The organism is Methylovulum miyakonense HT12 (genome assembly GCF_000384075.1).
Taxonomy (GTDB): domain Bacteria; phylum Pseudomonadota; class Gammaproteobacteria; order Methylococcales; family Methylomonadaceae; genus Methylovulum; species Methylovulum miyakonense.
Map to the genome: position 1 here is coordinate 3434608 of NZ_KB913025.1, position 13510 is coordinate 3448117.

A 13510-nucleotide genomic window follows, 5' to 3' on the forward strand; every position below is an offset into this window, starting at 1 on the left:
CAAAGGCGAACATGAAAGCAAATATCGGTTTAATTGGCCTCGCGGTCATGGGACAAAATTTAGTGTTAAACATGGACGACCACGGTTTTAAAGTCGCTGTCTTTAACCGCACCACCAGCACTGTGGATGAGTTTTTGGCGGGCCCTGCCCATGGCACACAAGTGGTGGGCGCGCATTCGTTGGAAGAATTTGTCGACCAATTGGAATCGCCGCGTGTGGTGATGCTGATGGTCAAGGCGGGTGAAGTGGTCGACCAATACATCGAAAAATTGATACCTTTGCTGTCGGCGGGTGACATCATTGTTGATGGCGGCAATTCCCTGTTCACCGACACCAACCGCCGCACCCAATATTTGCAGGAACAAGGCATTTACTACATCGGCACGGGCGTATCGGGTGGTGAAGAAGGCGCAAGGCACGGCCCGTCCATCATGCCGGGCGGCAATAAAGCCGCGTGGCCTACCGTCAAAGGGATTTTCCAGGCCATCAGCGCGGAAGTCGACGGGCAGCCATGCTGCGAATGGGTAGGCGACAACGGCGCAGGGCATTACGTCAAAATGGTGCATAACGGCATCGAATACGGCGACATGCAGTTGATTTGTGAAGCCTACCAATTATTGTCGCAGGGTTTGGGCTTGTCAGCAGGCGAATTGCATGAGATTTTCACCGAATGGAACCACGGCGCATTAAGCTCTTATTTGATTGAAATCACCGCCGGGATTTTTGCTTATAAAGATGAGGACGGTAAGCCTTTGGTTGATAAAATCCTCGACACCGCCGGACAAAAAGGCACGGGCAAATGGACAGGCATCAATGCCCTGGACTTGGGGATCCCGTTGACCTTGATTGGCGAGTCGGTGTTTGCCCGTTGTTTGTCGGCACAAAAGGACGAACGGGTGAAAGCGGCGAAAATCTTGCCAAAACCTGCCAAATCGGTGTTTAACGGTGACCAACAGGCGATGATTGAAGCCGTCCATGACGCCTTGTATGCCGCTAAGATCATTTCGTATGCCCAAGGTTTTAGGTTGATGCGGGAAGCGTCCAAAGAATATGGACTGTCATTGAATTATGGCGAAATCGCTTTGATGTGGCGCGGGGGGTGCATCATCCGTAGCCAATTTTTGAACAACATCAAACAGGCTTACGATGCCAACCCTGGGCTGGAAAACCTGTTGCTGGCGGATTTCTTTGTCGACGCCATTAAAAATGCCGATGCAGGATGGCGCAAAGCGGTGGTCTTAGGCATTGAAGCCGGTATCCCGACCCCGGCGTTCTCTTCGGCATTGGCCTATTACGACGGCTACCGCACCGAACGCTTGCCCGCCAATCTGCTGCAAGCCCAACGCGATTATTTTGGGGCGCATACTTACGAGCGCACCGACAAGCCACGCGGCGAATTTTTCCACACCGATTGGACAGGGCAGGGCGGTAAAGTGGCATCAACGACTTATACGGTTTAAATCTAATTCAAGTACGCACAAGCGGTATGGTAACTTTCCTCTTTTGGAATGTAGGGCGTACGCGGCGGCTAGATATAGTTTGCCGTTTGGTGCGTGAATTTGACGTTGATGTGCTGATGCTTGCTGAAAATACTTTGGGGATTGCAGATATATTAGCAAAGCTCAACACACCTGAAGTTTCTGATTTTCATTACAATTCAGGGTTATGTGAAAGGATTGCCATATTTTCAAAGTTCCAAGATAGGCAAATAAAACCACAGTTTGAATCTAAACATATTAGTATCCGGCATTTTAAACCGCAAAATGGTACTGATTTATCGCTAGTTGTTGCCCATCTTCCTAGCAAACTTAGGCAATCAAATGACAGCCAAGCGTTTGAGATGGCGGCAATAGCAAGGGACATTATCAGAATGGAAGAGAAGGTCGGGCATCAGCGCACGGTGTTGGTGGGTGATTTGAACATGAACCCGTTTGAAACGGGGTTGATTGCGGCCAATGGCCTTCATGCCACAATGGCAAGGCATATTGCCGAGAAAAAAACACGGATGGTGAACGGACGGAGTTATCCGTTTTTTTACAACCCTATGTGGAGTTTGTTGGGTGATGCGTCCAATCGACCATCTGGTAGCTATTATCACCAGCAAAGCGAACACGTCAGCTATTTTTGGCATTTGTTTGACCAAGTGTTGCTCAGGTCTGATGTGCTGCCAATGTTTCAAAATGAGAACTTAAAACTGATTGATAGGGCGGGAGATTGCTCACTGTTAACTAGAAATGGCATTCCTGATAAGAATATTTCTGATCACCTACCTATCCTCTTCCAGTTAAATTGTTAATAGTTGGAGAATCATAATGACAGATTCAAGTGATGATTTATGGCCTGATTTGACGGGTGAGCCTTCCCAAAAACCACCTTTACTTATTCTAAGGGAACAAGCCGCAAAATTGGGGGCAAAGACATCAAATATTATTGAAGCGGAAGTGGATGCGTATCCTGATAACAAAGGACGTTTGCATATCCGATTCACGCTCAAGGCTCCTGCTTTAAATGGTTATGAATATACGCTTTTTAAAATAATACAACCCATTGATTTATATCCGGTATATTTTTCTGACTCTGATGCGGATTTATGGGACGACAATAATTTAAAAAATGAACGGGAATTTAAACAATACTTGGAAGATGTTTTTAAATCAGAGCATACCGTAAATATTATTCGTAGCCTGATTGCCCAAAGTAAAAATTAATAAGCCTTTTATGAAGATCGCTTGTTTTTGATGTGCGTAAATCATTTATTTTAATCCTATCGGCACCAAAAATCCTATGAAAGCAGAACCTTGTACTTATGTCATTTTCGGTGCCACTGGCAACCTCTCCCGTATCAAGCTGATGCCCGCGCTTTACCATTTGGATGTTGCAGGCCGTTTGCCGGAAGGCACTCGGATTTTGGCGATGGGCCGCCGTCCTTGGGACCAGCCAAAATGGCAGGCGGAAGTCCGTGATATGGTCATGGCAAAAGCCAAGGATGATTTTGATGAGGCGGTGTTCCAACGCTTTAGCGGACGGTTGGATTATCACCAAGGCGACATTAGCCAAGCCGAATGCTATTCGACCTTAGCGACGGCTTTGGAACAGAAAGGCTTTTCCAAAAATATCGCGTTTTATCTGTCCATCAGCCCTGCCGATTTCGGGCCGGTGATGAGCATGTTAAGCGCCAACCAGTTGTTCAACGAAGAAAGCGGCTGGCGGCGCGTGATTATCGAAAAACCCTTTGGTTACGATCTTGACAGCGCCCAGGCCTTGCAGAAACGTATCAGCCACTATTTGCGCGAAGAACAGATTTACCGCATCGACCATTACCTAGGCAAAGGCATGGTGCAGAACGTGCTGGTGTTCCGTTTCGCGAATGTCATGCTGGAACCGTTGTGGAACCGCAATTACATCGACCATATCCAGATCACCCATTCGGAAAGCATCGGCATTGACAGCCGGGGCGATTATTACAACGGCGCAGGGGCCTTGCGCGATATGCTGCAAAGCCATTTGCTGCAATTGCTGACCTTGGTGACGATGGAGCCGCCCGTGTCCATGGAAGCCGAGTCCTTGCGTGATGAAAAAGTCAAAGTCTTAAAATCCATCCGCCCGATCCCGAAAGAAGCGGTCCATGCCCAAGCCTTCCGTGGCCAATATGCCAAAGGCGTGGTCAATGACGAAAAGGTGAAAGGTTACCTGGACGAGGCCAATATCCCGCCGGAAAGCACCACCGAGACGTATGCGTCGATGAAACTGTACATCGACAACTGGCGTTGGCGTGGCGTGCCGTTTTACATGCGCACCGGCAAACGCATGGCGAATGCGCAATCGACCATTTCGATTTGCTTCCGCCATCCGCCGCTGCAATTTTTCCGGGGCACGGACGTGCAGTGCATGAACCCGAATTGGGTGCTGCTCGGTATCCAGCCGGAAGAGTGCATCCGCATAGAAATGACCGTAAAAGAACCCGGCCTGGAAATGAGCACGCGCACCAGCAGCTTGGACGCCAGCTTCCGTAACCAAGACGAAAAGGCCATTGATGCTTATGAAGACTTGCTGTTGGATGTGCTGAAAGGTGACCGTTCATTATTTTTGCGTTTTGACGAAGTCGAATATGCCTGGCGCATCGTCGATCCGATTTTACAGACGTGGGCGATTGAGCGTGATTACATCGCCACGTACCCGGCCGGCTCGTGGGGGCCTGAAGACAGCCGATTATTTGATAAAGAAAGCCAATCCTGGCGTAGTTCCTTAACACCGGAGTGTAAATAAATGCAAGAAAATAGCCGCTGGCATACGCTGGCAACTGCCGATGACGTTGCCACCGTTGCTTGCCAACATATCTTAAAATCCGCCCAAGCAGCGATTGCCAAACACGGCAAATTTAAATTGGTCTTGGCAGGTGGCACAACCCCTGAAAAAATCTACCGTTTACTGGCAAAAACCGATGCCGACTGGGCGAATTGGGTGGTTTACTACGGTGACGAACGTTGCTTGCCGGCCGATGACGCCGAACGCAATAGCGTAATTGCCCAAACCACTTTGCTCAACCATGTGCCCATCCCTGCCGGGCAAATTTTCACGATGGAAGCCGAACACGGTGGCGAACATGCCGCCGGACATTACCATCCCATCGTCGCCGCCGCCCTACCGTTTGATATGGTGTTGTTAGGCTTAGGCGAAGACGGGCATACCGCCAGCCTGTTCCCAGGCCATGTTCATGATGCCGATGAGTTGGTGCACGCGGTTTATAACTCCCCCAAACCACCGCCCAAACGCGTCTCCATCAGCGCGAAAGCCTTGAGCGACACGCACGAATTGTTGTTTTTGGTGACTGGCGCGAATAAACGTGAAATTGTCAAAGCGTGGCGGGCAGGTGCGGATTTGCCGGTTGCGTCCATAAAACCGGAAAATACGCTGGATATTTATATTGATAGCGACGCTTATCAGGCTTAGTGAAATCTGGGAACGGTTTTGGACTGTTCCCAGATTACCCCCTTACATGCCCTTGGGTACTCACTAGATTTAAAATCTCTGTAAGCCCTAAATCTGGTTTGAAGTTCATTCAAGCTAATGATTTTTAATAAATAAATTCGCAGTAGTGGCGGACGGCTGTCCGCCTGATTGCTAATGGATTTCTATACTGTCTATAAAAAAATGCGGACAACCGTCCGCCCCTATGCAAATGTCAGCGTCCTAAGCCACCAGATAAACAAACACGTTATCCCACCAAACTCGCCATCACATTAATCGACAAACCAATAATGGCGACATTAAACAAAAAACTCAAAATCGACTGTGCCAAGACAATTTTCCGCATCGGGCGGCTCATCACCGAGACATCGGCGGTTTGCGCCGCCACCGCGATGGTGAAGGCAAAATATAAAAAATCCCAATAATCCGGCTGTTGTTCGTCATCGGGGAATTTTAAAGGCCTTTGGTCGGCCAGTGTTGAGTAATACATCCGCGAATAATGGAACGTGAACAACACGCCGATAAAAAGCCATGAACCTAGAATAGTCGCACTGGTCAGCAAATAGCGGAATAACTGGAAATTGCTTGAAGGCCCGTCATTGGATAGTTCCAAAACTATCGCCACTAAACTGGCCACAGTGGCAATCGAAAACATCGCCAGAATAGTCGCCCCGTGCTCATCTTCCTGGATAGCGATTTTAATGACCCGCTCATGGTCAGCCCTTAGCATCAACCAAGCCATTAACGATAAATAAATCCAAACCATCATATTCCAAGACATCAGCACTTGCGTGACCGTACGCCAGGAATGGGGCATTAAAAAACCGGAGATGACACCAATCAAAACGGCAACTAGAAGACGGGGATGGGGATGGCTAGCAAAAAAGCGGAATAGGCGTGTCATTATTTGTGTTAAGGCGTAACCAACAATAGCTGTACTCTGGCACTTTTTTAGCATCCAGTAAACCTATAACAAAGCGACTTTATGGTATGGTTTATCGCTTAAAACCATTCAACAGGTGCAATATGAATTTAAGAGACCTGCATTACCTCATCGCTGTCGCTGATTTACGCAGTTTTGTGCAAGCCGCTGAACGCTGTTTTATCAGCCAACCGACGTTAAGCACGCAAATTAAGAAAATGGAAGATGGTTTGGGTGTGCAGATTTTTGAGCGCACCAACAAAAAAGTCTTACCGACCGAGTTAGGCGAAAAAATCATCGCATCGGCGCGGCAAATCCTCAAAGAAGTCGACCACATCAAAGAAATGGCGGAAATCGCCCAAGACCCACTGGCAGGCAATTTACGTTTAGGCGCGTTCCCGACCCTATCCACTTACATATTCCCCCAGCTTGTGCCGCTCATTAAACAAGCCATGCCGAAAATTCGGCTGATTCTCGTGGAAGAAAAAACCGATTTCCTGCTACAGCAATTAAAAAGCGGGCAAATGGATGCGGCCTTATTAGCTTTGCCCATTATTGATGACCATTTGGAAAACCAACACTTGTTTGATGACGAGTTTTTATTGGCTGTCGCGCCAGATCACCCGTTTGCAATTAACAAGGTGATTGACCCCGCAGATTTAGCCGATCAAGAATTGTTGTTATTAGACGAAGGCCATTGTCTACGCGGTCATGCCCTGCAAATCTGCCAAACTTATCACGCGGATGAGCAACAAGACGTAAGGGCGACAGGTTTAGAAACCTTAAGGCAAATGGTACGTGCGGGCACAGGGATTACTTTTATGCCGAGCATCGCTATTCGTGAAAATGATGACGGGATTTGTTATTTGCCGTTCACCAAACCTGCGCCGAAACGGAGTATTGGCTTAGTTTGGCGTAAAACCAGTAATCGGATTGAATTGATTAAACAATTAAGCCAATTGATTCAAACCGCGCATACCTATTGTTGATCAGTAGCCCAGACAATCCCTTTTGCCTATCTTCCCTATGGAACTTTGTTTACCGCTTTATAACAATAAGGGTTAAATGCAGATAATTGCCTTAATATTCATCGGCTTTTCCATAGGTTCGGCTACATTATTAATGGTCGGTAACAGCTTGCAAGCAGTGGCAACCCAGCGCATTGCCCAAGCCGCCGGATGTTTGTTATTGATAGGTTTGGCAGGATTACAATTTTTGCATTTGGGCATACTGCTGAAACAATTCGATGCTTTCCATTCCCCGCTGTATTCGGCAATGTTGTACGGCATTGCACCTAGCTTTTACTTTTATAGCCGCCAAATACTTCTTGCCGATAGCCTGTATCAACAACGCGACCTTTACCATGCCGCACCGATAATATTCAGCCTGATTCTGCCGCAGTCCATCGCCGTACCCGTCGCGTTTTTGATCGGCAGCGGCTATTTGCTGTGGTTGGCACAATCGGTTTACGCTTTGCGCGAACAACGCCAGCGTTTCCGTTTAGAACTCATGGCCTTGGCGACGCTGTTTGCCATAGCCATTGGTGTCGTGTTGCTGGGATTTATCTGGCCTTTGCTCGGCGAGCATGATTTTATTGTCGCTTACAGTATCTTGATTGGCATGGCATTTTTCGCCGCCACCTTGACCTTGCTGCGCTTCCCGACCATCACCGCCGATGTCAGCGAAGCCGTACAAGCCGCCTATGCGGAATCCACATTAAAACATATCGACAAAGCCGCCGTGCTGGCCAAGCTGGATAGGTTGATGCGGCAAGATAAGCTCTACACCTTAGAAACCTTAAATTTGCCCTTACTCGCCGAGCAATTGGAGTTAAGCCAGCACCAGTTGTCCGAACTCATCAACACCCAATTCCAACAAGGCTTTTCGCGTTACATCCGCGAACAGCGCATCCAAGAAGCCAAACGCTTGCTGCTTGCCGAACCCCATGCTTCGGTGTTGGCGATAGGTTTGTCCGTCGGTTTCAGCACCCAATCCAATTTCTATGCGGCATTCCGCGATATTGTCGGCATGGCACCTGGGCAATATCGGAAAAATCAGGCTTAAGAAAAATCTGGTTGGAATAAAAAAATAGGTTTTTCACTCCATCATCAAAATTCAGCCGATTAATTATTCCTCTTTTATCAATTTGGAAGCCAACCCAGCTTTTGCACACTAAGCTAGCCGCTACTTTCATCACGATTGTAGAGGAGCAATACTGTGCAAACACAAACCTGCCCACCCAGCATTAAGCCTGATGACAAAGTGGTGCTATTCGATGGCGAATGCAAGCTTTGCCATGCTTGGGCGACTTTCTTAATCCGTTTTGACACGCAGCGTGTTTTTAAATTGGCATCCGTCCAGTCCGATGCAGGCCAAGCCATTTTGCAATGGTATGGTTTACCGACGGATGTTTACGAAACTATGTTGCTGGTTGAAGGGGCGCAGATGTATCAAAAATCCCTGGCATTTATCCGCGTCATGCTGGCCTTGCCTTGGCCTTGGAAAATCGCCGCGAGTATCTGGCTTATTCCCAAACCTTTGCGCGATTGGTTGTACGACCGCATTGCCCGTAACCGCTATACATTATTCGGCAGATACACGACTTGTCTGTTGCCTACCCCCGATCATTTAAGCAGGTATCTCAATGGCGGCTAATACGCTGGTTTTACAAATTTGCCGATTTTCGGTGGCGTTCGTGTGGTTTTATCAAGGGTTGGTGCCAAAGATATTGGGGCCGCATCGGGATGAGCTGCTAATGAATGGGAGCCTGGGTATGGCGGAGGCTTCAGCGGTTAATCTGGCTTATGTGGGTGGTAGTTTGGAAATTTTATTAGGAATAGGGGTGTTGGTGTTTTATCAACAGCGTTGGCCTTTTCTAGTGACTATCGCCGCCATGCTGGGTTTGTGGCTCTGCGTAGCTGTTTACTCGCCATTGTTTTTGCTGGCGGCATTTAACCCGACCACTGTCAATCTGACGGTGGTGGCGTTGTCGGTTATTGCCTTGTTGGCAAGAAAACCAATATAAAGGAGGCTAATCGTGAACATCCTAATCACTGGTGCTACAGGTTTCATCGGCAATGCCATTTTGCTTGCCCTAGTGCAACAAGGCCATAAAGTTACCGCTTGTAGCCGCAACCCCGAAAAGCTATTAAGCCAATCCGAACACCTAACACGGCTACAAATAGATTTCGAAACTACCAATCAAGCCAAGCATTGGCTACCGCATTTTAAAAACATCGACGCGGTCATCAATTGCGTGGGCATTATTGCGGAAACCAAACAGCAATCCTTTGCGCAATTGCACACGAATGCACCAATCGCATTATTTACCGCCGCCGCCCAAATGGGCGTAAAGAAAATCATCCAAATTTCTGCGCTGGGTGCGGATGAAAATGCCCAATCGGCTTATCACTTGAGCAAACGCGCGGCGGATGATTTTTTGCGCGGTTTGGATGTGGCTTGGTGGGTGTTGCAGCCATCGCTGGTTTATGGCGGGCGCTCCCAAAGCATGGCCTTGTTCCACGCCTTAGCCGCCTTGCCTGTGCAGGTGTTGCCGGATGGCGGTGGGCAATGGTTACAGCCAATCCATATTGATGATTTGGTGGCGGTGGTTTGCCAGTGCTTGGAACCGTCAGCAAATGCACGGCAGGCCTTGGCTTTAGTCGGGCCTGCACCGATTCGCTATGCCGATTTGTTGTTTAATCTCCGCTTGCGGCTAGGCAAAGCATCTGCAAAGACTATCAATCTGCCTCAAAACTGGCTTTTGTGTTTGGCAAGCCTAGGCAAATTTTTGGATCTGCCGATTTTGGCGAAAGACAATATCCCTATGCTTTACCGCAACAACATTGGTGATCCAGCTCCCATCACTGCCATTTTAGGTCGCCCGCCGCTAAGCATCCATCAGCGATTATTTGCCAAACCCGCCTCAAGTGCCGAACGCTGGCACGCGCAATTGTATTTCCTCAAACCGTTACTGCCGTTGCTGATTGCTATTGTCTGGTTGTGGAGCGGCATCACCTCGCTGTTTTTTTACCCGCATGAAGCCAGTTATGAATTATTGGCGGTGACTGGCGTTACTGGCAATGTCGCCCCGTTAGTGCTGTATGGCTTGGCGTTAATGGACATCGGCTTAGGGCTGGCAACTTTAGCGCGGTATCGCTTGCAAGCCTTACTGAACTTACAGATGGCGATTGTGTTGGTTTACACCATCGTCATTAGCGTGGCGTTGCCGGAATTTTGGCTGCATCCGTTCGGGCCGATTTTAAAGAATTTGCCGTTTTTAATAGTTTTGTGGATTTGCGCGATCATTAGCCGACCTACGCTCTGAAATATACGACCCCATCAGGAGAACCTCATGATTTACCTAACCCTAAAACTCATCCATATCCTCAGCGCCATCATCCTGTTCGGTCTAGGCTTAGGCACGGTGTTCTACAAAATCATGGCGGACAACAGCGGCGACCATGCCGCGATAGCCATCACCAGCCGCCATGTCGTGCTGGCGGATTGGTGGTTCACCACCCCGACCGTCCTCATCCAGCCCATCACTGGCTATTTCCTAGCCCAGCAATTATCGGCTTCGTTTAGCGACAGTTGGTTGTTTTGGTCACTTGCGCTGTACGCCCTGACGGGTTTGTGCTGGTTGCCCGTGGTGTGGCTGCAAATCCGCATGCGCGACCTTGCCGCCGGTTCCTTAACCCAAGGCCAAGCTTTGCCAGAGCGCTATTTTTATTATTCCAAATTATGGATGTGGCTAGGTGTCCCGGCGTTTTTCGGCATGATCACCATCACCACGCTGATGGTGTTCCACAATTCCCTTTGGAGCTAGGCGATGACGGCTTTTTTACTGCAACAGGTGGTAGGCGCAGATTGGCAAAAGTTGCCGCGCGTCATCCAACGCCATTATGAAGTGCAAGACGGGCAGGGCAGTTGCCTGCAAGGCGTGATGGCGATTAACTACCCGACACTCATGTTGCCGATGGTTGGCATTATCCACCTGTTCGGTGGCCTCATTTTCCGGCGCGGGCAAGCCGTGCAAACCCGTGTCGAAAAGACCGCCAGTGCAGATGGCAATTGGTTGCACTGGCAACGCACCATGGCTTATCCCGACGGCAAAACGCATTTTTTCCGCTCGCGTATGGCCTATCTGGCGGAACACGAACTTATCGAAAGCATAGGCTACGGTTTTGGTATCCGTTTGCAAGTGGACGTTGAGGACGGCGATTTGGTTTACCGCAGCAACGGGCATGTTTGGCAATGTGGCGGCATTTGCCTGAACCTTCCGGATTGGTTGCTGCTAGGCACGGCGACAATCAGCGAACATGCCGTTACCCTGGATAAATTTTATCTGGACTTTACTATCCGGCATCCGTGGTGGGGAGAGACGTATAGTTATCGGGGGGAGTTTGGGTATTGTTAAAACGGGGCATTGTTTTCTTGCCCAATTATTCGCTTGGGCGGGACGGGTGGCAACCTCGCGTCCTAATCGTCTGGATGCGTTGATAACCAAGTTAAGCGTTACGGAACGGGATAAACCTGTTCCCGCAGGGATCCCATTCCAGCGTTGAAGATTAGTGGTTTGAACGCCTAACTTTTTGCTGAAGCGACGCCCGCTCACGAAACAACTAATCCTGCCGTAACTGCCATCAATAAAGTCCCGCCTACCCAACGTCCCAGGATCAGGCCGCCGATAGTCATTGAAAAAATACTTTTCACCAATGAATTGACCGAGACGGCGATAAGGATCGCCTTGCCAGCGACATTCAGGTTTAAACCGTCTTGGCTCATGCGTGACATGGTCAGGGTAATGGGGTCGACATCGGCGAGGCCGGAAGCCGCCGCCAGAAAATAAGTGCCCATATTGCCGAAGTACATCTTGAGTAGATTAGATAATAATAGGATGACGGTTAAAAAGGCGCCGAACTTTAGCGCCATGCCTAATTGGAAAGGGTTTTCAAGGCTTAGCTCTTCGCCAGTACGGAATTCACGCGCATTTTTCCATAGCAGGAAAGCCACCAGATAAGTGGACAGGCACATAAGCAGCAGCGCAGGCAGCAAGGCACGGAACAGCACCGGGTTCATGATTGAGACCAGCAGCAGGGTGCGTGCAAACATGGTGGCGCAGGCCGTCAAAATCCCAGCCGCCAGCACGCGGTCATTATCGGGATAGTGTTTTGATAAGCGTGACAAGTTAAGCGTCACCGCCGTTGAAGAAACCAATCCCCCCAACGCACCTGTCAAAACCGGGCCATGGCGGTCGCCGACTATCCTGATGGCAAAATAACCGAGGTAAGAAATGCCCGCGATCAACACCACCATCCACCAGATGTGATAAGGGTTAAAAGCGGCCCAGGGGCCATAGCCCTGGTCGGGCAGTATCGGCAGGATCACGACGGAAATCAGCAGCAGTTGCAGGGTCGCATCCAGTTCCTGCTGTTCCAGTTTTTTCATCCAGCCGTGGAGCAGCGGTTTGAAACCCAACAACGAAGTGATGACCACGGCGGCCGAACAGGCGACGGTGATATGGCCAAAAACGGCTAACGCCCCTAACGCAAAGGTGATCAGTGACGCTATCATGCTGGTGATGCTGAAATCTTCAAACTTATCAAGGCTTTTGCTGTAAGCCACCAGCAGGACTAAGGTGAGCCCTAGGAAACTGAAACCCAACAAAATAGGGTCTATTTCCTTGGACAGGATGCCCCAAAGCCCGCCTAGCAAGCCGATCAGGCCATAAGTGCGCAGCCCGGCAACCCGCATGCCTTCATCCCTGTTGCGCGTGCGCCACCCGCGTTCCAGGCCGATAAGCAGGCCTATCGCCAGGGCAATGCCTAATAATTTGAAGCTTTCCAGTTCTGTCATCTTAAAAACCCAGTAAAAGTTGATATTTCAGCCTTGCCGGGCTAATTTATTTTGGGCGGGACGGGATTTACAACCCTATCTAAAACGTTTTGAGGTGCCGATAAGCGGAACGTTATGGAATTGGTAAGAAACCCGTTCCAGCTTGGAGTGTACCTGATTTCCCGTCTGGTTTTTGTGCCTTTTGTATTTTTCACTTCGTGTCCAAATTGCAGATGTTTAGAATACGTTGGATAAGACAGGCTGCTCAACTACATCAGCGTGTTTGGAAAAAATGGGCGTCACGGCTTAAGTGTCACCTACGGCATCCACAATAGAGGCTTTCAAAATGGCATCCAAGCAAAGTACAGTCGATTACATCCTGGAACAAACCGCAATGGCGGGAATGGTCTCTGCGAGAAAGATGTTTGGTGAATATGCGGTTTATTGCGATGGCAAGGTGGTGGCGTTGGTTTGCGACGACCAGTTGTTCGTCAAACCAACGGCGGCGGGCAAGGCGTTTATCGGCGACATTGAAACGGGCTGCCCGTATCCTGGCGCGAAGCCTTATCTGCTCATTTCAGGCGACCAGTGGGATGACGGCGACTATTTGACCCGGCTTATCAGCGTGACCGCCGCAGCATTGCCCCTGCCGAAAACGAAAAAGAAAAAAACTTGAACCATTTTAAATGGTTTGGCGGAACGGGGTTTTGTAACCCCCGTCCTAAATGCTTTGATGCATCAATCAGCAATTGGAAGGTTATGGGGTAGGTGACAACCCCGTGC

15 protein-coding genes are annotated in these 13510 nt (G+C 49.2%); 13 read left to right on the forward strand and 2 right to left on the reverse strand.

All coding sequences use genetic code 11. The features are described 5' to 3' along the window. Window positions 1-11 precede the first annotated feature (11 nt). The 5 genes from gnd to pgl all read left to right on the forward strand — a co-directional run bounded on the left by gnd (window position 12) and on the right by pgl (window position 4950). Window positions 12-1460: a decarboxylating NADP(+)-dependent phosphogluconate dehydrogenase gene (gene gnd, locus METMI_RS0116855; protein WP_019867474.1), complete on the forward strand. Its 1449-nt coding sequence runs from the start codon at window positions 12-14 to the stop codon at window positions 1458-1460. A gap of 26 nt (window positions 1461-1486) precedes the next feature. Further along, window positions 1487-2296 carry an endonuclease/exonuclease/phosphatase family protein gene (locus tag METMI_RS27510; protein WP_019867475.1) on the forward strand — a complete coding sequence of 270 codons (810 nt, stop codon included), beginning with the start codon at window positions 1487-1489 and terminating at the stop codon, window positions 2294-2296. A 16-nt stretch (window positions 2297-2312) separates the two neighbouring features. Continuing rightward, window positions 2313-2708 carry a hypothetical protein gene (locus METMI_RS0116870; RefSeq protein WP_019867476.1) on the forward strand — a complete coding sequence of 132 codons (396 nt, stop codon included), beginning with the start codon at window positions 2313-2315 and terminating at the stop codon, window positions 2706-2708. A 76-nt stretch (window positions 2709-2784) separates the two neighbouring features. Further along, window positions 2785-4266 carry a glucose-6-phosphate dehydrogenase gene (gene zwf, locus METMI_RS0116875; RefSeq protein ID WP_019867477.1) on the forward strand — a complete coding sequence of 494 codons (1482 nt, stop codon included), beginning with the start codon at window positions 2785-2787 and terminating at the stop codon, window positions 4264-4266. Beyond that, window positions 4267-4950: a 6-phosphogluconolactonase gene (gene pgl, locus METMI_RS0116880; protein WP_019867478.1), complete on the forward strand. Its 684-nt coding sequence runs from the start codon at window positions 4267-4269 to the stop codon at window positions 4948-4950. It abuts the gene before it with no gap. 265 nt (window positions 4951-5215) lie between these two features. On the opposite strand, the gene METMI_RS0116885 is transcribed toward pgl, so the two are convergent. Continuing rightward, window positions 5216-5785 (reverse strand): DUF1345 domain-containing protein, encoded by a 570-nt coding sequence (locus tag METMI_RS0116885; RefSeq protein WP_232215245.1) that lies wholly within the window; start codon window positions 5783-5785, stop codon window positions 5216-5218. A gap of 209 nt (window positions 5786-5994) precedes the next feature. On the opposite strand from METMI_RS0116885, the gene METMI_RS0116890 reads away from it, so the two are divergent. The 7 genes from METMI_RS0116890 to METMI_RS0116920 all read left to right on the forward strand — a co-directional run bounded on the left by METMI_RS0116890 (window position 5995) and on the right by METMI_RS0116920 (window position 11309). Beyond that, window positions 5995-6879, forward strand: coding sequence for a LysR substrate-binding domain-containing protein (locus METMI_RS0116890; RefSeq protein WP_019867480.1), 885 nt, complete (start codon window positions 5995-5997; stop codon window positions 6877-6879). 76 nt (window positions 6880-6955) lie between these two features. Further along, the gene (locus tag METMI_RS0116895; RefSeq protein WP_019867481.1) at window positions 6956-7954 is read left to right on the forward strand and encodes a helix-turn-helix domain-containing protein; all 999 of its coding nucleotides are present in this window, start codon (window positions 6956-6958) and stop codon (window positions 7952-7954) included. Between the two features lie 153 nt (window positions 7955-8107). Next, a complete protein-coding gene (locus METMI_RS0116900; protein WP_019867482.1) occupies window positions 8108-8545 on the forward strand; it encodes a thiol-disulfide oxidoreductase DCC family protein in 438 nt (145 codons plus the stop codon). After that, window positions 8535-8915, forward strand: coding sequence for a DoxX-like family protein (locus tag METMI_RS0116905; protein ID WP_019867483.1), 381 nt, complete (start codon window positions 8535-8537; stop codon window positions 8913-8915). The genes METMI_RS0116900 and METMI_RS0116905 overlap by 11 nt, the downstream gene beginning before the upstream one ends. Window positions 8916-8927: 12 nt before the next feature. After that, window positions 8928-10217 carry an SDR family oxidoreductase gene (locus tag METMI_RS0116910; RefSeq protein WP_019867484.1) on the forward strand — a complete coding sequence of 430 codons (1290 nt, stop codon included), beginning with the start codon at window positions 8928-8930 and terminating at the stop codon, window positions 10215-10217. A 27-nt stretch (window positions 10218-10244) separates the two neighbouring features. Then, window positions 10245-10718, forward strand: coding sequence for a DUF2269 family protein (locus METMI_RS0116915; protein ID WP_019867485.1), 474 nt, complete (start codon window positions 10245-10247; stop codon window positions 10716-10718). A gap of 3 nt (window positions 10719-10721) precedes the next feature. After that, a complete protein-coding gene (locus tag METMI_RS0116920) occupies window positions 10722-11309 on the forward strand; it encodes a DUF4166 domain-containing protein (RefSeq protein WP_019867486.1) in 588 nt (195 codons plus the stop codon). A 194-nt stretch (window positions 11310-11503) separates the two neighbouring features. On the opposite strand, the gene METMI_RS0116925 is transcribed toward METMI_RS0116920, so the two are convergent. Continuing rightward, window positions 11504-12748 (reverse strand): MgtC/SapB family protein, encoded by a 1245-nt coding sequence (locus tag METMI_RS0116925; protein ID WP_019867487.1) that lies wholly within the window; start codon window positions 12746-12748, stop codon window positions 11504-11506. A gap of 325 nt (window positions 12749-13073) precedes the next feature. On the opposite strand from METMI_RS0116925, the gene METMI_RS0116930 reads away from it, so the two are divergent. Further along, a complete protein-coding gene (locus METMI_RS0116930; protein ID WP_019867488.1) occupies window positions 13074-13403 on the forward strand; it encodes a TfoX/Sxy family protein in 330 nt (109 codons plus the stop codon). Window positions 13404-13510: the final 107 nt, after the last annotated feature.